At 42.6% G+C, this 23,206-nt stretch carries 16 protein-coding genes; 11 read left to right on the forward strand and 5 right to left on the reverse strand.

Annotated features, from left to right (window positions below; all coding sequences use genetic code 11):
• Positions 1-83: 83 nt before the first annotated feature.
• The 4 genes from gyrB to dnaA all read right to left on the reverse strand — a co-directional run bounded on the left by gyrB (position 84) and on the right by dnaA (position 7,387).
• Entirely contained in the window at positions 84-2,714 is a 2,631-nt protein-coding gene (gene gyrB / locus BLR43_RS08015) for a DNA topoisomerase (ATP-hydrolyzing) subunit B (RefSeq protein ID WP_093070236.1), read from the reverse strand.
• Between the two features lie 532 nt (positions 2,715-3,246).
• Complete coding sequence (recF, locus tag BLR43_RS08020) at positions 3,247-4,476, reverse strand: DNA replication/repair protein RecF (protein WP_093070238.1); 1,230 nt, start codon at positions 4,474-4,476, stop codon at positions 3,247-3,249.
• Positions 4,477-4,605: 129 nt separating this feature from the next.
• A complete protein-coding gene (gene dnaN, locus BLR43_RS08025; RefSeq protein ID WP_093070240.1) occupies positions 4,606-5,781 on the reverse strand; it encodes a DNA polymerase III subunit beta in 1,176 nt (391 codons plus the stop codon).
• A gap of 160 nt (positions 5,782-5,941) precedes the next feature.
• Positions 5,942-7,387, reverse strand: a complete 1,446-nt coding sequence (gene dnaA, locus BLR43_RS08030) for a chromosomal replication initiator protein DnaA (RefSeq protein ID WP_093070242.1) — start codon at positions 7,385-7,387, stop codon at positions 5,942-5,944.
• A 589-nt stretch (positions 7,388-7,976) separates the two neighbouring features.
• Here dnaA and rpmH point away from each other — a divergent pair.
• The 8 genes from rpmH (at position 7,977) to BLR43_RS08070 (ending at position 15,407) form a co-directional block, all read left to right on the forward strand.
• Positions 7,977-8,111 (forward strand): 50S ribosomal protein L34, encoded by a 135-nt coding sequence (gene rpmH / locus BLR43_RS08035; protein WP_007394757.1) that lies wholly within the window; start codon positions 7,977-7,979, stop codon positions 8,109-8,111.
• 186 nt (positions 8,112-8,297) lie between these two features.
• A complete protein-coding gene (gene rnpA / locus BLR43_RS08040) occupies positions 8,298-8,669 on the forward strand; it encodes a ribonuclease P protein component (RefSeq protein ID WP_093070245.1) in 372 nt (123 codons plus the stop codon).
• Between the two features lies 1 nt (position 8,670).
• Positions 8,671-9,039, forward strand: a complete 369-nt coding sequence (yidD, locus tag BLR43_RS08045) for a membrane protein insertion efficiency factor YidD (protein ID WP_093070248.1) — start codon at positions 8,671-8,673, stop codon at positions 9,037-9,039.
• A 215-nt stretch (positions 9,040-9,254) separates the two neighbouring features.
• Positions 9,255-10,937 (forward strand): membrane protein insertase YidC, encoded by a 1,683-nt coding sequence (gene yidC, locus BLR43_RS08050; RefSeq protein ID WP_093070251.1) that lies wholly within the window; start codon positions 9,255-9,257, stop codon positions 10,935-10,937.
• Between the two features lie 207 nt (positions 10,938-11,144).
• Positions 11,145-12,581 carry a tRNA uridine-5-carboxymethylaminomethyl(34) synthesis GTPase MnmE gene (gene mnmE, locus BLR43_RS08055; protein WP_093070253.1) on the forward strand — a complete coding sequence of 479 codons (1,437 nt, stop codon included), beginning with the start codon at positions 11,145-11,147 and terminating at the stop codon, positions 12,579-12,581.
• Positions 12,582-12,668: 87 nt separating this feature from the next.
• Positions 12,669-13,127: a transcriptional regulator NrdR gene (gene nrdR / locus BLR43_RS08060; RefSeq protein ID WP_071002667.1), complete on the forward strand. Its 459-nt coding sequence runs from the start codon at positions 12,669-12,671 to the stop codon at positions 13,125-13,127.
• Between the two features lie 113 nt (positions 13,128-13,240).
• Positions 13,241-14,296, forward strand: coding sequence for a bifunctional diaminohydroxyphosphoribosylaminopyrimidine deaminase/5-amino-6-(5-phosphoribosylamino)uracil reductase RibD (gene ribD / locus BLR43_RS08065; RefSeq protein ID WP_093070256.1), 1,056 nt, complete (start codon positions 13,241-13,243; stop codon positions 14,294-14,296).
• A 436-nt stretch (positions 14,297-14,732) separates the two neighbouring features.
• Complete coding sequence (locus BLR43_RS08070; RefSeq protein WP_058025226.1) at positions 14,733-15,407, forward strand: riboflavin synthase; 675 nt, start codon at positions 14,733-14,735, stop codon at positions 15,405-15,407.
• Positions 15,408-15,603: 196 nt separating this feature from the next.
• On the opposite strand, the gene BLR43_RS08075 is transcribed toward BLR43_RS08070, so the two are convergent.
• Positions 15,604-18,468, reverse strand: coding sequence for a response regulator (locus BLR43_RS08075; RefSeq protein WP_093070258.1), 2,865 nt, complete (start codon positions 18,466-18,468; stop codon positions 15,604-15,606).
• Between the two features lie 314 nt (positions 18,469-18,782).
• Between BLR43_RS08075 and fmt the strand changes: the two genes are divergently transcribed.
• From fmt to thrC, 3 genes are all read left to right on the forward strand, one after another.
• Complete coding sequence (fmt, locus tag BLR43_RS08080) at positions 18,783-19,871, forward strand: methionyl-tRNA formyltransferase (RefSeq protein WP_093070261.1); 1,089 nt, start codon at positions 18,783-18,785, stop codon at positions 19,869-19,871.
• Positions 19,872-19,951: 80 nt separating this feature from the next.
• The gene (locus tag BLR43_RS08085; RefSeq protein ID WP_093070263.1) at positions 19,952-21,550 is read left to right on the forward strand and encodes a transcription antitermination factor NusB; all 1,599 of its coding nucleotides are present in this window, start codon (positions 19,952-19,954) and stop codon (positions 21,548-21,550) included.
• 46 nt (positions 21,551-21,596) lie between these two features.
• On the forward strand, positions 21,597-23,018 hold the full coding sequence (thrC, locus tag BLR43_RS08090) for a threonine synthase (protein ID WP_093070266.1): 1,422 nt from the start codon (positions 21,597-21,599) through the stop codon (positions 23,016-23,018).
• The last annotated feature ends 188 nt before the right edge of the window (positions 23,019-23,206 follow it).

Consider the following 23,206-nt stretch of genomic DNA (forward strand, 5'->3'; position numbering starts at 1 on the left):
AAAAAAGGTTCCACGTGAAACAAAAATACCGCTTCGATAGACGAAGCGGTATTTTTATACGTTGTTACTGATCAGTTTCAAAATTAGATATCTAGATTTGAGACGGTTAACGCATTTTCTTCAATAAAGACACGACGTGGCTCGACATGATCACCCATCAAGCAGGTAAACATATGATCAGCGGCAATCGCATCTTCGATAGTGACACGTAGCATACGACGGTTTTCTGGATCCATCGTGGTATCCCATAGCTGGTCGGCGTTCATCTCACCTAGACCTTTGTAGCGCTGGATAGCCAGACCACGACGCGCGTCGAGCATCATTTGCTGCCAGAGATAATCGAAGTCACGTACTGGAATATCTTTAGTCGTGCCCGCACTTGCTTCACGGCGGATAAAGGCATCACTCTCAAGCAGGGTATTCCACTCGCTTGATAGACGTAATAATTTGCCATACTCACTTGAGTTGATAAAGCTAGCATCTAACAGATAATGGTGTGCCAATTGATGCACATAGACTGTGACACGTGGTAGCCACTGCGCCTTAGTAGATAAAGCCTCATTGTCTGATGCTTCGCCTTCTGCGGTGCTTGCGGCCTCAGTGCCAATTGCAGGTGTCATACCCAATAGATCGGCAGCCGCTGAATCCATATCTTGTGACTGCGGTGCATGAATATTGACCAACTCAATCTCAGGATTTAACTCACTACCAAAGACGTCAAGCTGAGCCTGCATGGCTTTTTGCCAGTCCTGCATCGCAGACTCATCATAAGTCATATCAACGGATAGCTTTGGCGTATGCGTCAACGCATCCAAGATGACCGCTGGGAAGCGAATCTGCAAACGCGCTTTGATCAGCTGAGTTTGGTTATAATCATTCAGCAATGATTCAAGCGCTTGCCCTGTAATAGCAGGCGCATCCGCACTAACATGTAGCTTGGTACTATCAATGGTTGATGACAATAGATACGCTTTTAGCGCCTCATCATCTTTGAGATAAAGCTCTTGACGACCCTTTTTCACTTTATATAGCGGCGGCTGGGCGATATATACATAGCCACGCTCGATCAGCTCAGGCGTTTGACGGAAAAAGAATGTCAGCAGCAGGGTACGAATGTGTGAGCCATCCACATCGGCATCGGTCATGATGATGATTTTATGGTAGCGTACTTTATCTGGATTATACTCATCAGGGCCGATACCACAGCCAAGTGCCGTGATCAGGTTACCCACTTCAGCGGACGATAGCATTTTGTCAAAACGTGCACGCTCAACGTTCAAAATTTTACCTTTTAGCGGCAAAATCGCTTGAGTCTTACGGCTACGACCTTGCTTCGCTGAGCCACCTGCAGAGTCACCCTCCACAATATATAGCTCAGATAGTACTGGATCTTTTTCTTGGCAGTCAGCCAACTTACCCGGCAGACCTGCAATATCCAGAGTCGTCTTTCGGCGAGTCATCTCTCGCGCTTTACGGGCCGCATCACGCGCACGAGCAGCTTCCATGATTTTATTAGCAATGGCTTTACCAGCGCTTGGGTTTTCTAGCAGATAATCATTGAACTTATCATGCATCGCTGATTCGACAGCAGATTTCACTTCACTTGAGACCAGCTTGTCTTTGGTCTGGCTTGAGAATTTTGGATCAGGCACTTTCACCGAGACAATAGCCGTTAGACCTTCACGAGCATCATCGCCAGTCGCCGCGACTTTTTCTTTTTTGAATAAATTCTCACGATCCATGTAGCTGTTTAAGCCGCGTGTCAGGGCTGAGCGGAAACCTGATAAATGCGTACCGCCATCTTTTTGCGGAATGTTATTGGTGAAACACAATACTTTTTCGTTATACGTATCGGTCCACTGCAGCGCGACTTCGACACTGATACCATCGTCTTGCTGACTGGTAAAATGGAATACTTCATTGATACCGTCTTTACCTGCATTGATATAGCTGACAAACTCTAGTAAGCCGCCTTTATGCTCAAACTCACGACGCTTATCAATACGCTCATCGGTCAGAACGATACGCACACCGGAGTTCAAAAATGACAGCTCGCGTAGGCGTTTTGCCAAAATATCATATTCAAAGACTGTGCCGGTGAATACGTCGCTGCTTGGATAAAAGCGGATTTGCGTACCGGTTTGATCGGTCGCTTCCATCTGCTGAATATCAGCGTCAGGTACACCATCAGTATAGGTCTGACGGTAATGATAGCCTTCACGCCAGATATTCATCTCAAGCTTTTTAGACAACGCATTGACGACCGATACCCCAACACCATGCAGACCGCCTGAGACTTTATAGCTATTATCATCGAACTTACCGCCTGCATGCAGGACTGTCATGATGACCTGCGCCGCTGACACCCCTTCCTCTGGATGGATATCGACTGGTACACCGCGGCCATTATCCATCACACTGACAGACTCGTCTTCGTGAATGATGATATCAATCTGATCACAGTGACCGGCCAGCGCCTCATCAATAGAGTTATCCACGACCTCAAAGACCATATGATGCAAGCCTGTGCCATCGTCAGTGTCACCAATATACATACCAGGGCGCACGCGTACAGCCTCTAGCCCACGTAGTACACGGATATCCTTAGAACTATAATCAGAAGGTAATACTTCTGAAACTACAGTAGATACAGCGGCTTCAGTAGCACTGTCGTCTATCAATTGCTCGTGGTCAATAGGTAATGAATCACTCATGTACATTCCTTAATCTAGCCATAATCAGCCGTTTTTATCAGCGCACTTATAAAAATGCACCTCATGATGGCATCTTAAAACCAACTTCTATTATTCATCACTTAGAGTGCATATGAGCGGCTAAACTACTAACCACCGTTAGCCTAAAAAAGGCTGCATAGAGATAAAATTGGCAAATTACTTATTAGTAATAGTCTTTGTTTTTCTAGCCATTGTTAAAACTATTGAAATAAATAAAATATTTAATTATCAATTACTTATAAAGAAATAAAAAATAGAAGTCTGTTATATGATGCTATCGAATAAATTGCTGAGAACAGGACAAAAATAAAGGGTTATTTTAGCATTTTTTTGTCTGTAAGTCACTGTTTACTGGGAGTTTTACGACTTATGAGTCGGTGTCTTTGTCTAATAGCTAGTATAAGTAATAGTCGTGACTGTGATACTCAGTAAAGGACGCATAAAAGGCGTTATAAGTAGGCAGGAAAATGCTTAAAGTGATGATAAGCGATTAAGAATTAATCAACAGGAATTAATCAACAGACCATATCTGACCTTGTTTCACGTGAAACAACCTAGGTTTTGACCATAACTCATTAACCAGATGTACGATATCATCCGTCAAGCTGGTCATGAACACCTGACAAGGCAGCTGCGCTAATGTTGATAAAAGAATACCTATCGCCCTATCGTCTAGCTCTGCGGTGATGTCATCTAGTAGCACGACAGGAGTCGCTCTCGATGTTGAGTTATTAGCGAACGAAGCGCTATATTTATTATCATTGAGCAGTAATGGTAGTTGTGATAAGCGTAGCGCAGTAATAAGCAGCTTCTTTTCACCGCGGGACAATACATTTGCTGCCTGCTCTTTTAGAGTTGGTAATTTAGCATTTACCTCATGGTTTGAGGACGCTGTATTTGTATTTGTCGCCTGACTATCTATAACATCATCAGACCGTACAGTATTATCAGAGCGCCAATGTACGTGGATATCAGCCCGATGATTGCCTATACGGGTATATCCTAACTGTAAATCCTGCTCTAATCGCTCATTAAGCTGTACATCAAGCGCGACATTAGTGTCATAGCCAGCGTTATAACTTAGGCTCAATTTCTCAGCATAAGACGGCAACAATTGCAGAACACTTTTGGCAAAATAAGGCTGCCACTCAGTAAATACTTGCTCACGATAATGATGTATCAATGCCGCATGATTACTTAGTCCTTTATCCCAAGACTTTAGCTCAGCTAGCTGGACTTGCGTCAATTGACGAGTCTTTTTTAGTAAACTATTGCGCTGTTTTAACAGGCGTTGATAGGCGACCCATTGTGGGTGGAAACCTTGTTTCATGTGAAACACCAACCAATCTAATAGCTGGCGACGACTGGCACTACCCTGCTCTAACATATCCATCGTTGAGGGATCTATCAATAGCGTGGGCAGCTGCTCAGTCAATATACTTTGATTGTAGACAGTCGCTTGATTAAGACGCAGAATGGTTGTCGCATCTGCTTGTTTTTGAATGGCCAACGTACGATCATCATTGAGCTTAGCATAGACCGTTGCATGGTTTTGATGATGCTGTATATAACGTTTTGGCTGGTGATGGCGAAAGCTTTTGCCTCTCGATAATAAGAATATCGCTTCAAGTAAAGAGGTTTTGCCGCTACCATTTGCACCGATGACAACGTTGCAAACGGTCGACTGCAAATTAACTTGTGTGAGGTTGCGCAGATTTGATACTTGTAGACGTTCAATCATGATATCGATAGCCGCCCATTATTTTCAGCTTTCAAAGCAAGCAAAAGTTTATTTAAATTTAAGCTGTCCGCGTAAATACTTAAAAGATGCTAGCGCGGTTCAATGCTGTATGATGTGCAAAAAATCAGACTATATACGCATCGGCATGATGACGTATTGATGGAACTCATCATTAAGCTGATTGACCAACACTGAAGCATTCGATTGGCTCATATGCATCTGCAAATCACCTTGAATAACACTTAGCACATCTTGTAGATACGCAGCATTGAATGATAACTCCATTGGTTCGCCCTGATATTTGGCTTGTATCATCTCCACGGCTTCATCTTGCTCAGCATTGTTGGCACGTACCTCTACCATACCATCACTGGCAAAATTAAAGACCACACCGCGCGACTTCTCATTACTCAAAATCGCAACCCGGCGTAATACGTCAGTCATTTTTTCTTGATTAAATAACGCGAGCTTATCTGTATTGCTTGGCATGACGCGGCGATAATCAGGGAATTTGCCATCAATCAAACGGGCAGTAAACGTCACCATTAGGTTTTGGCTGACTTGCCCTGCACTATCTACATCGCCAAATGGTAAGCTCACTTGCAAAAACTCACGCCCAAAACTCAGCGTCACTGCATTGTCCTTATCCCCTAGCATTTTGCCAAGCTCAGTCGCCAAACGCTCAAGCTCGATCACTGCCTTACGTGGCAAGATAGCCTGCATGCTCAGATCAGCACTCACATCTATAACGCTACGTGCCAAGGCCAATCTATGTCCGTCAGTCGCAACGGTCGTCAGCTGCTGCTGTGAAACATCAAACAGCATACCCGTCAAATAATAACGTACATCTTGAATTGCCATCGCAAACTGAGTTTTGTGAATCAAATCTGTCAATCGACTACGGCTGATGTTCAACGGCGTGATATTTTCAGGATTGCCCAAGCTTGGATAGTCTTCACTTGGTAAGGTGCCTAGCGTGAAACGGCTCTTGCCACTGGTAAGCAAACAACGCTCATTCGCTTGAGTCGCTAGGTTAACTTGGGCTTGTGCAGGTAAAGACTTACAAATATCTTTTAGTTTTGTTGCAGGTAGCGTCGTTGTTCCTGCTTCAACACAAGCACCAGCAGGCAATTTCAAGGTCGATGTCAGCTCCACTTCTAAATCTGAGGCTTTCAAGATAAGCTCGGACTCTGATAACTGCAGCTTAATATTACCCAATATCACCATATTATGGCGTTTATCAGCGGCTTTGGCGATCAAGTTGATAGCTTTTAGTAACGATTCTCGATTGATCGATAATTGCATGCTTAGTTACTCTTATTTGAATGATTTTTTTATAAAAATTTGACGTAATCGTCTAATAATACCTTGTCTACCGACTATAATCTACAGAGCATCTATCTGCTTATATTTTCAATATTATAAACGATATTTTCTCCCTAAAATACAGTGAAGACTCACTCTACTAACCTGCCTGTAACATCAACGCTAGCGTCTTATAATCCTTGTCAAACGCTGGATCTGATGCTCGTAATTCATTTACCTTATCGCAAGCGTGCATCACTGTAGTATGGTCACGTCCACCAAATGATTGACCAATTTCAGGAAAACTATCACCTGTTAACTCACGCGATAAGGCCATCGCTATTTGGCGAGGTCTGGCGATGCTACGCGTACGTTTACGCCCCATAATGTCTTTCACCGTTACATCATAGTATTCAGCGACTATTTTTCGGATATTATCCATATTTACGGCTTGTACACGCATAGCAACGATGTCTTTTAACGCGTATTGCACCATCTCAAGAGTAATCTGTGCACCTGTCAAATTGGCATTTGCAAAAACTTGATTGAGAGCACCCTCCAAACGTCTGACATTGGATACCACGTTTTGAGCGATAAACAATGCACACTCTTTAGGCAGCACCATGCCATAAGAAGCGGCTTTTTTCTGCAAAATTTGCACGCGAGTATCAATCTCAGGAGGGTCAACTGCGACTGTCAATCCCCAAGAAAATCGCGATCTAAAGCGTTCATCAAATTCCGTCATTTGTGATGGATGACGATCAGAAGCCAAAATCAGTTGTTTGTCACCACTGGTAAAATCTGCAAACAATGTTAAAAATTCATTACTGCTTTTGGTCTTTCCTGCTAAGACGTGAATATCATCTACAATTAATAAATCTACTTTTTTTATTTTCTTTTTAAAATCTTCTATTTTATTATTTCTTAATGAATAAACCAATTGGTTTATAAATTTTTCAGAAGTAAAATAATAAAAACTTTGATTATTTTTTAGATATCGATGTGCTACAGAATGCATTAAATGCGTTTTTCCTAATCCAGAAGGTCCATATATAAATAAAGGATTGTGTCGATTTTTTGATTGTTTTTTACCAAGCTCGTAACAAGCTTTGTAGGCCAGATTGTTGGACTTACCAGTGACGAATGTCTCAAAAGTAAAGTCAGGGTTGAGATAGCTTAATGACTTGGCATCCACTGAGTCGATCAGTTCTCCCTGACGCATATTAGCGTCGATACCTGCTTTTGAATTATTATGATGGATAGATTCAAATTTATGCTCAGATGGAGTAGGGGAGGGCTTATCCTCCAAAAATAATGATCCTGTTTTTGTCTGCTGACTATCGTCTACCTCACGTCCAGCATTATCAACACGGACAACAACCTCCTCAATGCTACCTTGACTGTGCTTAGCAACCAATTGCTGAATATCTTGAAGATGGTTCTTTTTAATATACGTGACAAAATAATCATTAGGCGCAAGAATGATCAGAGTTTGTGCTTCTTGATAAGCTGATAGAGGTCTCAGCCACATGGTAAAAACGTTGTCTTTAACGTTATAGCGCAAATCGTTCAGACATTTATCCCAAATATTTGCTGTGTCTATCATGAAAAATACTAACCCTATAATTTGCAATAATAATTAACTTTAATAGCCTGACCTTCTACAGAAATACTTGGTATCAACAGTGATTAACTATGTTAAAAGTCACACTGGAAAGTTATGAGAAGCCACACACGAAGTAGGGGCTAATCTAACATAAATACCCTGTGGATAAAACCTTGTTTTTTGGGGATAAGACTGTGGATAGTTTTGTGGATAACTCTACAAGATAAGTTATCCATATTTAGCCCACAGGTTATCCACAACCTTATCCATAGCCTAGTGTTTTGATAAATAAGGATAAAGTGGAGTTAGCCACAGATAAGTAAAGCCCCAATAACAACAACTCTATATATATTAATTAATTATTATTATAGATTTCATGCAAAACTGTGGATAACTTCAGAAATTATTTACTGTCAACTAAAAACACTGATTAAACAAAACGGAAGTATTGAACAAATAATATCTAGCAATCTGATAGCAGAAACTGAATCTCTGAAAACAGGCTAAATTAGTTTATTGACCAAAACTATACTGGATGGTATAATCCTCCGTTATTACGAATTTAGTCCATTATTTTGATAGGTGAGTTATGAAACGTACATTCCAACCAAGCGTGATCAAGCGTAAACGTACTCACGGTTTCCGTGCTCGTATGGCAACTAAAAAAGGCCGTCAGGTCTTAGCTCGTCGCCGTGCTAAAGGACGTCATCGTCTAACTGTATAATCAGTAGATAGCGATAAGCATGGCTAATATTGCTTGTTGTGCTCCTATTGTTTATAGATTGCAATAGTCAATCATCACAACTGACACTTAGCCATATATTAAAAGCGCCCGCATCGGCGCTTTTTTTGTTTCTATATTTTGCTATTATCTTTAATATCGCCATTCCCTATCATATTAGGTCATACCATGCCCAAATCTCTTTTAGCTACACCTACAGCCAATTTTACTAAAGAGCAGCGCCTACTGACACCAGCAGCTTTTCGTGAAGTGTTTGACGCACCTGAGCGTAAGATACATCAGAGCCACTTGATGGCGTTTGTGAGACCCAGTGCCTGTGACAAGCCACGTATCGGTATGGCGATTACTAAGCGTAAAGTGCCTACTGCTGTCGTTCGAAATTTGATTAAACGACATATCCGTGAGCAGTTCCGTACAAAAGCTTTTAAATTAGAAAATAAAGATATTGTTTTTATAGTAAAAAAATCGATAAAGGATATTGATAATAAAGAATTAAAAAAAGAAATAAATAATATTTTTAAAAAAATAGAAAAAAAATAAAATGAAAAAATTATTAGTTTTAATAAATAAAATAATTTTTGTTTTTATATTAAATATAATAAAATTTTATCAAAAAATAATTAGCCCTATCATACCTGCTCGCTGCCGTTACTATCCCACCTGTTCAAACTATGGTAAACAAGCTTTGGCGTGGCATGGCACTCGTGTAGGTAGTTGGTTGCTGTTAAAACGTCTTAGTAAATGTCATCCGCTTGGTGGACACGGCATTGATTTTGTCCCGCTCCCTTTATCTTCTTATCGGTATCAATATATACCTTCTACAACGAGTAGCGATAGTAGAGGATGGGGTGTTTACCGAGATCGTCAGGGGTATGTGCCACGTCTTAACTACTTAATGAAGACAACATAAAAATCATAACTTCGGGCTTTAGATATCATCTTCAATGACTTACCCACAAGTTATCCACACTCTTGGTATCATTTGAAGCAGATTTTTAGTAAAATGATGCACATTTTATGTAAATGACTCTCAACGCGGTTATCGATCATGATGATAACTATGCAATACAGTCATGACACATGCCCTAATTTTTCATTCCCTAATTTTTAATCTAGGAAAGGTTTATGCAAAAGATATTTCGGGTGATGATCATCATTGCGATGCTAATTACCGCTTATCTGCTGATTTTGGCATGGCGAGATGATTATGCCGATGCACCAGCTGTAGAAGCAGTGCCAGAAACTACAAGTTCAGTAGGTGCTGACATTCCTTCTACCACTGGTGCCGCAGGCGATATTCCGGTTCAGACCCTACCTGTGGATAACGCAGCTGTGACAGCGACCCCTGCAAAGGACACAGGATTAATCACGGTAACAACCGATCGCTATGAAATCAAAATCAACCCAGAAGGCGGTGATATTGTCTATGCTGCGCTCAAGCAGTATGACGCGACGCTCGATAGCGATAAGCCTTTCGTATTGCTAGAAAACAACAGCAACCGTGTATACGTGGCTCAGTCTGGCTTGATTGGTCAAAATGGTATTGATACGGCAGAAGGCCGTGCGATTTATAGCCACACCGCCAACAATTATGTAATGGAAGCAGGGCAACAGACATTGTCAGTACCGCTTACTTACAAAAAAGATGGCGTGACAATCACCAAGACATTCACCTTTACTGAAAACAAATATCCGATCGATATTAGCTACAAAATTCAAAACGCCTCTACCAATGCGTGGCAAGGTCAGATGTTTGCGCAGCTAAAACGCGACGATAGTAAAGATCCTGGCATGTCTGATAAAGGCGCGCTGAGCATGGCGACTTATCTAGGTGGTGCGTGGGGTACGCCAGATGATCCATACAATAAACTGAAGTTTAAAGACTTCAGCGATGGTGAGTTGACGACGACCAGTGATAAAGGTTGGGTTGGCATCGTACAGCATTACTTTGTCTCTGCATGGACGCCTGAAAACTTCACGGGTAAATTCTTTACCCGCGAGACTGGTAACGACTACTTTATCGGCTTTAACAGTCAGCCAGTCAATGTCGCACCGAATAAGCAAGTGACGTTGGATGCCACACTGTACGCAGGTCCAAAAGTACAGTCTGAGCTAAAAGATGTGGCAGTTGGTCTGAATAAGACGGTTGATTACGGTTTATTGTGGCCAATATCGAAAGTCTTGTTTGCTATCTTGGAAGGTGTGCATAAAGTTGTGGGTAACTGGGGTTGGTCAATCATTATCCTCACCATTTTAGTCAAAATTGCTTTGATGTGGTTCTCTAATAAGAGCTATTATTCAATGGCAAAAATGCGCGCTATTGCGCCGAGACTAAAAACGCTAAAAGAAGAGCATGGCGACGACCGCATGAAAATGTCGCAAGAAATGATGGCCATCTACAAAGAAGAGAATGTCAATCCGATGGCGGGTTGTCTACCTATCTTGATGCAGATGCCAATTTTCTTAGCTTTGTATTGGGTGCTCGTAGAGAGTGTCGAGCTGCGTCATGCGCCTTGGATTTTGTGGATTCGCGATCTTTCAGCCATGGATCCTTGGTTCATCTTGCCGCTATTGATGGGTGTTTCCATGTTCATCCAGCAGCAGTTGAATCCGCAGCCAGCAGATCCAATGCAAGCAAAAGTGATGAAGTTCTTGCCAATTATCTTTACCGCATTCATGCTATTCTTCCCAGCAGGTTTGGTACTATATTGGACAGTGAACAACTTGTTCAGTATGACTCAGCAATATATTGTAAATAAGAAAGTCGAAGAAGAGCAGAAACGTCGCACGGTAAAAATAGTTGACTAATTGACGCTCTATCAGAAGGATAAAAACAAAAACCATCGCGCAAGCGGTGGTTTTTTTATAAGTGCTAAAATGTTATCCACAGCTTATCAACATTAAAGAGAAAATATCAACGATTAGGCCGCGTTTCAAAGTTTGCTTTGTCACTATGAGCACAGACGTCTATAATGGGATTTTTAGTTATTGAGAGTTATTGTGGATTCCTTAGAGATGGCATTAGCCACACCGAATCATTCTGAAAAATCTAATACATCGGGACTCGCCACGATTGCTGCGATTGCAACGCCACTCGGGCGAGGGGGTGTGGGTGTTATACGTCTGTCAGGTAGCCGTGCTTACGCCATGGCCTGCGCGCTGACGGGTAAATCTGCTTTTACGCCGCGTATGGCTAGCTTCTGCCGCTTTTATCAGGCGGATGGCACCGTTATTGATGAAGGGCTCGTACTGTTCTTTAAAAGTCCGCACTCATTCACGGGTGAAGATGTGATTGAGCTGCAAGGGCATGGCGGCGTTATTTTACAGAACCAGTTGCTTGCACGTGTATTTGAATTAGGCGCCAAACAAGCGAGTGCCGGAGAGTTTTCTTATCGCGCTTTTGATAACGATAAGTTGGATTTGGTGCAGGCAGAGGCGATCGCTGATGCGATTGATGCGACCAGTGCGGCGGCCGCGAGTAGTGCGATTCGTTCACTAAGTGGTGAGTTCTCCCAAAAAATAAACCAGCTATTAGAACAGTTGATTCATTTGCGCTTGCACGTTGAGGCTGCCATTGATTTCCCTGATGAAGAGGATGTCGATTTTTTATCTGACGGCGTGATACAGAGCAAACTTGAGCAAACGCAAGATAAGATACAGCAAGTCTTAGCCACAGCAAAGCAAGGTCAGCTCTTACGTGATGGTATCCATGTTGTCCTAGCAGGTAGGCCAAATGCTGGTAAATCAAGCCTGCTAAATCGTCTAGCAGGGCAAGAACGTGCTATCGTGACCGATGTCGCTGGCACCACGCGTGATACGTTACAAGAGACGGTCGTGCTCAATGGTTTGACACTTCACCTTACCGATACGGCAGGCTTACGTGATACAGAGGATACCGTAGAGCGTATCGGCATTGAACGTGCCCGTACCGCCATTACCCAAGCTGATATGCTGCTGATGGTTTACGATGTGACTCGCGATGTTGAAGAAGAAAGCACACCGTTGCAATTGGCTGAGCAGTTATTCGGCGAGCTGCCAGATGCCAAACGCTTACTCATCATTGCCAATAAAAGTGATCTACTGAGCGATGATAGTAGCGAAAAATCTGCCTCTACGATGCAAGCCGAAATCAAAGATAGAGGCTACGAACAAGTTAATGTTTCATGTGAAACAGGCGCTGGTATCGATAATTTAGTCGAAGCACTATGCGCTAAGGTAGGTTTTCATCCACCAGAAAATAGCTTAATCGCTCGTACTCGTCATATAGATGCTCTCAGACGGACAGCCAACTGTTTAACAGAGGCGCATGAGCAGTTAACGGTATTCCAAGCAGGTGAGTTGGTTGCTGAAAGCTTGCGTCAGGCCCAGCAGAGTTTGGGTGAGATTACAGGTGAGTTTAGTGCTGATGATTTGCTTGGCAAAATATTTGGTAGTTTTTGTATTGGTAAATAACGGTTGAATAACTCTATCTATTACTCAATACATTTGTCTATCTCATAAGTTTTGCTTTTATTCTTAGTCATAAAAGAAGGAATTGCTATGCACTGCCCGTATTGTAATGCATCAGAGACAAAAGTGATTGACTCACGTCTTGCTGCAGAAGGTGCGCAAGTGCGTCGCCGCCGTTCATGCAACAGTTGCCAAGAGCGTTTTACAACGTTTGAGATGGTAGAAGTGGTGATGCCAAGGATTATCAAATCCAGCAACAAGATTGAACCTTACGACAATGAAAAGCTGCGTCGGTCTATCTTATTGCCTTTGCAAAAGCGCCCCATCACTATCGATGAGCAAGAAGCAATGATCAGCCGAGTTGAAAAACGCGTCAGACAGATGGGTGAGCGTGAAATCAGTAGTAAAGTCTTGGGCGAAATCATCATGAGTGAGCTAAAAACTTTAGATGATGTTGCCTATGTGCGCTTTGCTAGCGTCTATCGCGACTTTCAAGACATTGATGCTTTTCATCAGGAAATTGCCAATATCCGTCCAAATGACAAATAAGCTGGTACATCAATAAATATGTCTAACTATTAAACTGATTTTGAGTTCAAAGCGCCTAGATTATTAAATAAAATTCTCCGTAATTATTACCAATCATTCATAAGCCTACTGTTATGCCAACTATAAATCACTCTCAAGATGCGCAAGATCGCTACTTTATGATGCTTGCTATCGAACAAGCTAAGCTCGGTTTATATACTACTAGGCCAAATCCAGTAGTAGGTTGTGTCATCGTCCAAACTGAAGAAGTGGTCGGTCAAGGGTTTCATCCGAAAGCTGGTGAGCCACATGCAGAGGTATTTGCATTAAAAGAAGCAGGCGATCGAGCAGTGGGCGCAACGGCTTATGTGACTCTAGAGCCATGCAGCCATACAGGCCGTACACCGCCGTGTGCGTTGGCACTTATTAAAGCTAATGTAAAGCGTGTTGTGATTGCCGGCCTAGACCCCAATCCACAGGTGGCAGGTCGCGGGGTAAAGCTACTTAAGCAAGCTGGTATTGAAGTGACAGTTGGCATACTGACGGAGCAGGCAGAAGCATTAAATCGCGGGTTTTTAAAAGCCATGCGGACTCAGATGCCATATGTCAGATTAAAAATAGCGACTAGCCTAGATGGTCGCACCGCGATGGCATCTGGTGAGTCAAAATGGATTACATCAAACGCAGCCCGCGAAGATGTACAAAAGATACGCGCACGAAGTGGGGCAATCATAACCGGTAGTGAGACAGTGATAGCTGATGATCCGCAGCTCAACGTGCGTTCAAATCAACTAGGCGTATTACCCGAAAAAATACCATCACCTCAGATTGTAGTGCTCGATAGACGTCAGCGTTTAGAGCACAGTGCTCAGTCTGATTATCAATTGTGCCGCCGTACAGATACGATTTATTGGCGCACAGATGATCTCACTGATTTACTAGCAACATTAGTCAGAGACCATCAGTGTTATGATGTCTTGGTGGAGGCGGGTGCTGGCGTTGCGGGAAGTTTTTTGAGTCAGCAGCTCGTCGATGAATTGATTGTTTATCAGGCGCCTTGTCTCCTTGGTGATCAAGCGCGACCAATGGTCAATTTCAATCCTATCTCACTGGCTCAACAGTTGCGCTTCGATATTTATAATTATGAGAAACTTGGTTCTGACCTTAAATTAACGCTATTGCCTTTGTAGGTTGCTTATTTGTGATTTTGTTATCCGCAAAATGCTTATAATGTGAACTATATGTGGATAAGTACGTTACCATTTTAAATGTTCCACATGAAACTGTGCATAACTTTGTTCCACATGAAACATGAAAAGCTGATTGTTTTTGAGTTTTTATGATAAATTATATACTAATCAATAACTTATGTTTTTTAAATCTTACGTTGCGAGCGCTAAACTAAATTTAGCATCATTGTGGATAACTCTATAATTAATAAAAACTTTAAGAATATTCTATTGACTTATACTTACTTATCCACAATCTATCCTATGACCGCCTGCATTTCCCGTGTGTTTCACTGTGAAGTGTACTCAGAAAGACAGTACTAAGAAATTTGGTCAAGTATTTGATAAATAAAGTGATGTGTTTATAGCAGCATTATAATAACGAGATGAGGACGATATGTTTACTGGAATTATAGAAAGCGTTGGAACTGTAAAATCGATGCAACCAACGGGTGGTGATATACGCTTAACAATAGAGTCTAACGACCTAGATTTTAGCGACGTAAAGCTCGGTGATTCTATTGCATCGAACGGTATCTGTTTGACCGTTGTAGAGCTAGGTAATAACCATTACTCTGTTGACGTTTCACGTGAAACTATTGCTCGAACAGCGCTAGAAGCATTAAAAGCAGGTCATACGGTCAATTTAGAAAAAGCGATGCTACCAACGACTCGTTTTGGTGGCCATATTGTTGCCGGTCACGTGGATGGGGTAGGCGTCGTCAGTAAACTACAGCAAGACGCACGTTCTATTTATATTGAGATTGAGATACCACAAGAGTTGGCGCACTATACAGCGACCAAAGGTTCTATCACGGTAGATGGGATTAGTTTGACTACCAATCTGGTACGTGACAATATCGTTTCTTTAAATATTATCCCACATACGGCACAAGTGACTAATATCGCTAAGCATTGGTTGGTGGGTAACAAAGTCAATATCGAGGTGGATATCGTTGCACGCTATTTGGAGCGTTTGCTAAATAAATCACAATCTGGTGGTATGAATACTGCAAATCCTCAAAGCCAAATTACAGAAGCTTTTTTAGCCGATAATGGCTTTATGAAATAACGTTTGAGGCTGTACTTACCTGTTTAAATATTCACCCTGTCCATATTACGAAATCAAAGTATAGTCAATCCACTATAAAAGCGTTACAGCGTTAACCTCGCTTGAAGTATGACAGATACATCTGTACTCGGTTGCCTTGTACCGCTCTTAAATTGGATCAACTATAATGTTGAGAGGGTGATTTTTTTATTAACGTTTAGGGTATAAAGCTTTGTAGAACGGTTTCTAGATCCTTTTTACGGATAGGCTTGGATAAAAACTCATCCATTCCCACTTGCATGCACGCCTTGCGATCCTCTTCTGTATTATTCGCCGTTAGCGCGACAATAGGTATATCGTCGCCTTGTGCGCGGATTGCCTGAGTAGCTTGTAGACCGTCCATGACTGGCATCCGGCAGTCCATCAAAATCAGGGAGATCTCTTCACGCTGGCTGGCTAATATATCAAGCGCTTGCTGACCATCTTCTGCAACGATACTGCGATAGCCAAGTTTACTTAGCATTTTGCAGGCTATTTTTTGATTGGTTGGACTATCTTCCACCACTAAGATAAGGAGTGATAATGGCTGTGAACTTTCTTCTTGAGCAGTTGTCTCGCTAATGTTCTCTTTAATATCTTGTGTTTGTGTTAGCTTTTTTCTAGCTGGCATTGTCAAGCGCAGGATTTCAGACAGTAATAGCGCACTATCTAAAGGTTTTGCCAAAAAGCCATCACATTGATCGAGTAATATAGAGGGTATACGGCGCTCAGGTTTCATACTAAATAGTATTTTAGGTAAGGATGTATGAGCGAGTAGGCTATTTAATGCCTGCCGTCTATCGATACTAGTGACTATGTGATTGCTGTGCGTTAAATGGGATTTTGTGAGGTCAGCCTGCTCTTGTGATAATGAGTTTTGATATTTCGCTGAGCTGTCAGTATCGGGCTTATTACCAACTAAGATCGCGCTGGTATCATAGTACTCATAATCTAGTAGAAGTATGGGTGCCAAGCTTTGCTGATCTTGACTTAGGCGTTCTGTTAATTGCTCTATAGTCGCTAGGTCTACAGCAGTATAAATAGTGCTAGATATCGCTAAGTGCTCACAAAGCCGCTGTAAATGTTGCGCGACAAGCGGCTGGTGGACGACCGCGATTAGGCAAATATGATTTAGGTGCTGACTAGGATGATATACCGACTGATAGTTTGGGCGTCGGCAAGGCAAATAAAGGTTGAACACGCTACCTTCATTCACAGTACTGGTTAGCTCTATAAAGCCGCCTAGTAATCGCGCAAAGCTATTGACGTTTTTTAGTCCCAACCCTGCATCGATAGCATTTTGCGCTACTGGGTTGATATCTTGGCTATGGGGTTTATTTAAGTACGACAAGAGCTGATGCTGTTTGGCAGATGTTATACCGATACCAGTGTCCTGCACACTAAAGCGCACCCAGCAACTCACTGCATCTGCGGTAAGGTTGTTATTGATAGACTGTAAGGTCTCTTTGTTAGCCTCTGACATTTGCTCGTAGTCAGTTTGTTCTATAATAAGTGCGACATGTCCGGAGGGGGTGAATTTTACGGCATTATGCAGTAGATTCAGCAAAATCTGCCGGAGACGCACCTCATCAGTACCAATAGAGCGTGGACAGTCTGGGGCAAAAAAGTAAATCAGCTCAAGCCCTCTTTGCCTCGTCTCATTTATGATTAGCTCATTAACTTCCTGACCAAGCTTATAAATATCGACGGGCTCAATATTAAGGCGGGTTTTTCTAACCTCGATATTTCCTATATGTAGCGTCTCGTTGAGTGCGGTGAGCATGTTCTGACTGGTGGTAATCAAAGTATCTAATGTTTTGTTTTGTCTTGCATTCAATGTGTTCGGATCGATTGGCTCAAGGATATCGATCATAGCTTCTAGCGGTATGCGCAACTTATGACCGATGACAAACCTAAGTTTATTGAACTCATCAACCTTTTGCTGTAGCTGTTTATTTTGCTGTTGCAACTGCTCGTTCTGATTAACCAGCTCATTGATATCATTAAGCATTACCGTAAAACCATGAACTTGTCCATGCTCACCGAACCATGGAGTGGCATGCAACTGGTAGTTTTGTTTGTTTTGTATTCCGTAGACGGTCAATGTACGCGAGACTTGTAAACCAGCTAGCGTTTGAAGTATGTGCTGAGTAGCCTCGTCTTTGCCCATGACGAAATCAGTGATTATATGCCTGTGTCCGTTTTTGGTAGAGGGTGTAAATATTGTTTCAAAGCGTTGGTTATAGAAACTAATCTGACCATGACGTAAGCTCATCAGCATTGGCAGTGGTGCCTGATCAACCAAGCGCTCCAAACGATGATTTAATGTTTTGATACGTCGATAGTCGTTGTGTAGCTGATAACTGACACGGCTCAGTGCATGACCTAGCAGCAAAAACTCAGTGGTGGACTTTTCTTGTAAAAAGGGCGGCGGCGTATAAGACTCTTTTGCATGAACACTCAAATTATCAGTGTAAGCTATTAGCTGCTCCCAGTTGGTTCGACGGTGGAGCATATAAAATAAAGCAATAAAAAATAGTATCAGAGCCACCGTTAATGGTAGCCAATAACGGTACGAGGTCCATTTGATAGTCAAAGGCTCATAGCGCAACACAATATAAACCTGATGACCACTTTCGAGCTTTATCGTTCCTGTTAAAGCACTACTACTGACTGTATAAGCACTTTGATTGTCCTTAGAAAAAGTGGCGGCATTGACTGTTGGAAACGTTACTGTCGTAAAAGCTGATTCATTAGGTCGAGTCTTACGATGGATATAGGTTTGCCCAGATGGCATCATCAAAATAAGCTGATAACTGATATGGTCAAAAGCAGGCTGTTTTAGGATTTTTTCTATTTCTACATCGATAGGCGCGGCATGCTCAGTAATACTGTACTGTAATGCATGAAAAGTATCTATACTGTGTTGTTCGCTATGATGTCTCAACCCATCAAAAAACGTGACATAGTACAGCAATAGCATGACCAGCAAGGTCAATGCATAGAAGATCAATAATCGCTGTAAGGACTTAAACTGTTGCATGAGAGCATGGCCCTATATCGACACAAAAACATATAGTGAAATCATCAACGTTTCTTATAGTAATTGATTTATTTAAAACCTTGGTACTGATACCTTTTTATTAGCTATAGCAGAATAATAGTGTGTTATTTATAGAGTATTGCTGAAGAAGTATTTTTATTCTATAAGAAGGTCGATAACTAGAGCAATGACACTTTTTATATTATAAAGGCAAAAATCGTCATTAGTCATACTGGATTGAGACTACCACAATTATGGCACAACGTCGTAAACTCACCTATAATGGGCAAATTAACCTTATATAATGCAAGACTATGACTACTGCCACTTTTGATCTGTCTAATACATCTATAAACAATAATAAACTATCTACCGAGCGACTAAGGGTGGTATTTGCAGGCACGCCTGAGTTTGCTGCCATTAGTCTAGAAGCGCTCATTCGCCAGCAAGACGCCCTTAATATCGATATTGTCGCGGTATATACCCAGCCAGATCGCAAAGCAGGACGCGGCCAAAAGCTATCAGCCTCTGCTGTCAAAGAAGTGGCATTAGCGAACGATATTGCGATAGAGCAGCCAGTCACCTTTAAAAAATCCAGCACAGAGGGCATGGCAGCACGACAGACGTTGCGTACGTATCAGCCAGATCTTATGATTGTCGCCGCTTACGGTCTGATTTTGCCTATCGGTGTATTGACCACACCCACGCATGGTTGTCTAAATATTCATGCCTCATTGTTGCCACGTTGGCGCGGTGCCGCACCCATTCACCGTGCATTATTAGCAGGTGATGATGAGACAGGTATCACCATCATGGAGATGGATAAAGGGCTTGATACTGGTGATATGCTCTATAAGGTGAGCGCTAGTATAGAGCCTGATGAGACGGCAGCGAGCCTACATGATAAGATGGCAGCGCTTGGTGCGACGGCTATCGCTACAGTATTAAAAGAGTTATCACATTACCAAGCACAGGCCGTTGCCCAAGATGACAGTCAGGCAAATTATGCCGAAAAGCTCGTAAAAACCGAAGGCGAGGTTGACTGGACAAAGCCCGCTGCTACCATCGAGCGCCAAATTCGTGGATTGACCCCGTGGCCAGGCGCTTATACTTTTCTAAATGGGCAACGCGTCAAAATACTCGCGGCACTGCCCATCAATACCACACAAAAAACAGATAAGCCTGCGGGTACAGTCGTGAGTGTCGGGCGCAAAGCCATCTTAGTCGCTTGTGGTCAAGAGGCTGAACAACCAAATGATAATGCCGCTCATGACGTACAACTCAGCAACACATTGGCGATAACTAAATTACAGTTTGCTGGTGGTAAACCGATGACCGCGAAACAGCTTTGTCATGGTAATCAGCTAAACGACGGTGATCAATTCACAGCAGAATCAAAATAGCTTCATCTAAATAGCTTTAACGACATTTAACCCTACCAGCACAAGACGCGATCAATCATACGTCAAGGAACTACAACTTCATGAGACAAACCAATAGCGCGTCTAAAAACAATGCACCTAGAAACAATGCACCTAGAAACAACAAGCTCAAGCCATCAAGCCATTTAATCATGAATGGCAGCGTACGCGTTCGCGTGATTCGTACCTTGCTTGCTATTCAAGATGGTCATTCGCTCTCAAGCGTGCTTGACCCATTATTAAACAGCCTGCACGATGGTGATAAAGGTTTTGCGCATGCTTTATTGCTCACAACATTACGCCAATGGCATGCCCTTGCACGATTGCTCGACACGCTAGCGGACAACCCTATTGACGAAGTAGAAGTTCGTACCACAATTCAAGTGGGTTTGGTGCAGTTACTGTATTTGGAAGTGGCAGATCATGCCGCGATTCATGAAACGGTTGAAGCGGCAAAAGAGATTGAGTTTGCCCATGCAACTGGTTTAATCAACGCTATTTTGCGCAAAGTCGCCAAAAACCCGAGTAAATTTCGTAAAAAGTGCGATAAAAAACACAGCCTACCGAATTGGCTTGCCTATCAGCTTAAGCAAGATTGGAGTGAGCAGTACGATGCGCTGACCCAAGGCTTACGCCAAGTGGCACCGATGTTTTTGCGAGTCAACTCTGCAGTTACTTCAGTAGAGGATTATCAACAGTCGCTGTATGGCGCAGAAATTGATGCAGATATCGTTGAGCTAACGACTGGTTTTAACGTAGCAAACTCGTCAGAGACTACTACAATACTATCGACCAAAGGCTTAAGACTGCATCAGACTACCGCTGTCAATGCTTTGCCTCATTTTTCCGAAGGCATTGCTAGCGTGCAAGATATGCATGCTCAGCTTGCGGCACCTATCATCAATAAAGCGTTAATGGCAAAGCTCAACGCTGAAAAATCTGATACGGAAAATACCAATAACGAGATACATATTTTAGATGCTTGCGCGGCGCCTGGTGGCAAGCTTGCCCACTGGTTGGAGTTACTCAGCTCAAATGACTCTTCATCGTTGTTTCACGTGAAACAAGATGATGCGGAAGCAAAGCCTTTAGCTTCTAAACTCAAGCTGACCGCTATCGATAATGAAGCACCGCGCATCGAACGCATCTATGACAATCTACAGCGTCTCAATCTAAAACAGCAAGACTTAGAGCAAGCTGAAAAAAATATCGCCCTTAACGTTGTCTGCGCTGATGCCACCAGATGGCAGCATGGCAAAAACAAAAAGGCGGCTACTAATGAACCAGTATTCGATGCAATATTATTGGATTCTCCTTGTACCGCAACGGGCGTGATTCGCCGTCATCCTGATATTAGTATTTTGCGTACCGAAGAAGACATCGAGCAAACCGCCTTGCTGCAAGCCGATATTTTGCATAACCTATGGCCACAATTGAAAGCTGGCGGTTATTTGCTGTATGTCACGTGCTCTATCTTAAAGCAAGAAAACGTCGAGCAAATGCAGGACTTTATCACTCATCATAATGATGCGGCAGTGATTGAGTTTACCGAGGCTTGCAATTGGGGTATCGCGCAAACGATTGGTCGCCAGTGCTTGCCAATCGATAGCGAGAGCGGTGATGGTTTTTATTATGCGTTATTGCAAAAGACTGCTGAATAAACCGTTTTTAACGATTGAATAACATTATTGTAGACAGGACAATCTAATGAAATATATTAGTACCCGTGGTCAGACAGCGCCAATGGATTTTAGCGACGTACTATTGATGGGGCTTGCGCCAGATGGTGGCTTGATGCTGCCTGAGCATTACCCGACCGTTGACGGCGCTGTCCTTGATGAGTGGCGTACGCTGAGCTATCCAGAGCTGGCACTCGCGATTATGCAGCGTTTTGCTACGGACATTCCTTATGCGGATCTAAAAGACATTATTGATCGCACTTATACGGCTGATATATTTGGCTCTGATGACATTGTTCCTGTCCGTAAGCTCGAAGACAACTTATACATTTTAGGATTATCAAACGGCCCAACGCTGGCATTCAAAGACGTTGCTATGCAGTTCTTGGGCAATGCCTTTGAATACGTCCTCAGAAGAAAAGAGGCACGTATCACTATTATTGGCGCGACCAGTGGCGACACGGGTAGTGCGGCGGAATACGCATTGCGTGGTAAAGAAAACGTCGAAGTCTTTATGCTATCACCGCATGGCAAAATGAGTGAGTTTCAGCGGGCGCAAATGTACAGCTTGACCGACGATAATATTCATAATATCGCGATCGATGGCATGTTCGATGATTGTCAGGATATCGTCAAAGCGCTGCAACAAGATGCTGATTTTAAAGCTCAGTATGACTTGGGCACGGTCAACTCTATCAATTGGGGACGCATCCTCGCGCAGATCGTTTATTACTTTAAAGCGTATTTTGCGGTGACGACAAGCAATGATGAAAAAGTCAGCTTTAGCGTGCCTTCAGGTAATTTTGGTAATATTTGTGCCGGTCACATCGCTCGTGAAATGGGTCTGCCCGTTGAGCGTTTGATCGTCGCCACCAACGAAAACGACGTACTCAATGACTTTTTCAATCAAGGTGCTTATCAGCCACGTCCCACTGAAAAAACCTACGTAACCTCAAGTCCATCAATGGATATCTCAAAAGCCTCAAACTTTGAACGTTTTGTTTACTTGTTGCTGGATAAAGACAGCGCACGCGTTCATGAGTTATTTGACGGTGTAAAATCAGGTCAAGGGTTTGACTTGTCTGATTTGATGGAGGCGGTCAATACGCGTTATGGCTTTGCTGCTGGCAAATCAACCCATAGCGATCGCTTAAACACGATCAAAGCATTGTATGAACAGCATGGCGAACTTGTCGATCCGCATACAGCTGACGGTATCAAGGTTGCCAAAGAGCTACAGCGTGAAGGCGAAGTCATCATCTGTGCAGAGACCGCATTGCCTGTTAAATTTGCTGACACTATTGTTGAAGCAGTAGGGCAAATCGACATCGAGCGTCCAGCTCACACGGAAGGTTTAGAAAGCCTGCCACAACATGTCATAGTGTTGAACAATGACGCGGCATTGGTCGCTAAGCAAATTCGTCAACATGTTGAACCAAATCCAGCATAAGCGATAAACGTTTTGAGTTCATCTTCTATAGATAGAAGCGTTTGTATAAAAGTTACACCATTGTAATAAAGTGTTTATGATTGTGTTATGGTATAGATAATTGTAGTATTAGAAACAGCGTCGGCAAGTCATTATGTTGCTAGACGCTTTTTTGGAATATTTATAGCCAATTATACTGAACAGCTGCC

The sequence above is a fragment of the Psychrobacter pacificensis genome (assembly GCF_900101915.1).
GTDB classification, from domain to species: domain Bacteria; phylum Pseudomonadota; class Gammaproteobacteria; order Pseudomonadales; family Moraxellaceae; genus Psychrobacter; species Psychrobacter pacificensis.